This is a genomic window from Rhodococcus sp. (in: high G+C Gram-positive bacteria) (assembly GCF_049286785.1).
Classification (GTDB): Bacteria; Actinomycetota; Actinomycetes; order Mycobacteriales; family Mycobacteriaceae; genus Rhodococcus_F.
This window is the reverse complement of sequence record NZ_JBAQEO010000450.1, coordinates 1-1,867: the sequence shown is the minus strand read 5'-3', so window position 1 is coordinate 1,867 and position 1,867 is coordinate 1. Positions and strand designations below refer to the sequence as shown.

The window sequence follows — 1,867 nt, the reverse complement described above, 5'->3', positions numbered from 1 at the left end:
TGCTGTCGTACCGCAGGACTCGCCGGTACCGGCGCGGCTCCGCCATCAGGGTGGCAGACGAAGAGCTGCCTATCGACGAAGATGACGAGCCCCACCGTGACGGAACCGACCGTGCCCGGTGACAGTTGTCGGTGAAAGTTCCACCAGGTTGCGACTGCAGCCACGACGGCACGCACCCCGATCAGCGCCAGTGGCGTATTGCGTGAAGACAACCCGGCCCGGGCAGGTCAGCATGCCCTATTCGGTCACCATGCCCGACGACGGATCGTGATCAATTCAGGGTATTGATCCCTCGGCAGGATCGGCTCCAGCATCCTCGCCCCGCCCACTTGTCGACGCAACGGGGGCGCTTGATGCGCGGCAGATGAGTACGTCAGCGCTGGGCTGCACGGGGCTGGTAAGGCACCGTTCCAAGAAGAGTCCGAGCGGCCTTCGCAGGACGATGCCAGACGGGAATAGGCATCTATGGTTGAGTGTTCAACTACATGTCAGGTGTCGCACCCTTCTGATCGGGGAGGGACATGACCGAAACTGATCGTACGGAGGATCATGGTTAGCAGTTCGACTCAGCACAGTGGCTCCATCGGGAACGTGTCCCAGAAGGGCATCCCCGACGAGGTGGACGTGGCGATCGTCGGGTCCGGCGGTGCAGGCCTGATGGCGGCACTCACCGCCGCCAAGGAGGGCGCACGAGTTCTCGTGGTCGAATCCCGGGAGATCGTCGGGGGCGCCACCGGGATCTCGGCGGGTGCCGCCTGGATCCCCAACCACGGCTTCTCGACCAAGGACCTGAAGGTGAACGACGACCTGGACCAGGCTCGGCGATACATCTACGGCCAAGGTCGCGACCAGATCCTCGACCACGACCTGGTCGAGAAGTTTCTGGAAACCGGACCCCACGTCGCCCGGTTCATCGAAGAGCACACCTCCTTCGGGTGGATCCCGACGATCTGGCCAGACTACCGATCCGACATCGACGGCGCGTCCGTCGGTCGGGCACTCTTCCCCGGCCCGTACTCCCCCGCCGGACTGGGGGAGGACGCGAAGTTCGTGCGACCGGCCCTGACGACGGGCATGGCCAAGAACCCGCTCCCGTTCTGGTTGCTGGGTGGCATCGGCATCGATGACGTCTGGCTCGCCGGACCGGCATTGATCGGAGCCCTGCTCGAGGCGTGCCTGCGCAACGGCGTCGACGTACGCGTCGAGACGCCCGCGACCCGGCTTGTCACGGATGAGTCGGGGGTGCGGGGGATCGTCGTACGGGCTGATGGCGTCGAGTACACGGTGCGTGCCACCAAGGGTGTCCTGCTGGCCAGCGGCGGGTTCGAGAGCTCGACCGAAATCACCACGACCTATCTCGACGCGCCGTTCGGCGTGCAGGTCTCCCCCAAGGGCCATGACGGCATCGCGGTGCAATTGGCCCAAGAGGTGGGCGCTGATCTGACCGGCATGGAGGACGCCTGGTGGATGCCCGGGGTGCAGTTGCCCGGTGAGGAGCTCGAGGGCCGCCCGCTCAGTCGCGTGTTCCTGGGCGAGCGAGCGCTGCCGCACAGCATCATGGTGAACAGCAAGGGTGAGCGCTTCGCGAACGAGGCCCTGGCCTACGACCAGTTCGGACAGATCATGCGCGAGGTCGACCCGGAGACGGGCACCATGCCCAATGCCACGGCGTGGCTGATCTTCGACCACAACTACTGGACGAAGTTCGGGATCTTCGGCATCACACCGGGCGGAGAGGTGCCCGACTACCTCCACCACGCCGACACCCTCGCGGAGCTGGCGAGCAAGATCGGGGTCGACGAGGTGGGGCTGCTCCGCACGGTCGACCGGTTCAATCCCGAGGCCGCACGAGATCGCGACCCGCAGT

The 1,867-nt window shown here is 65.6% G+C and carries 1 protein-coding gene; it reads left to right on the top strand.

The window, feature by feature from the left end:
* Positions 1 to 549: 549 nt before the first annotated feature.
* Positions 550 to 1,867 (top strand): FAD-dependent oxidoreductase (locus WAW17_RS16350; RefSeq protein ID WP_422333996.1); only part of this gene is annotated, 1,318 nt, incomplete at its 3' end.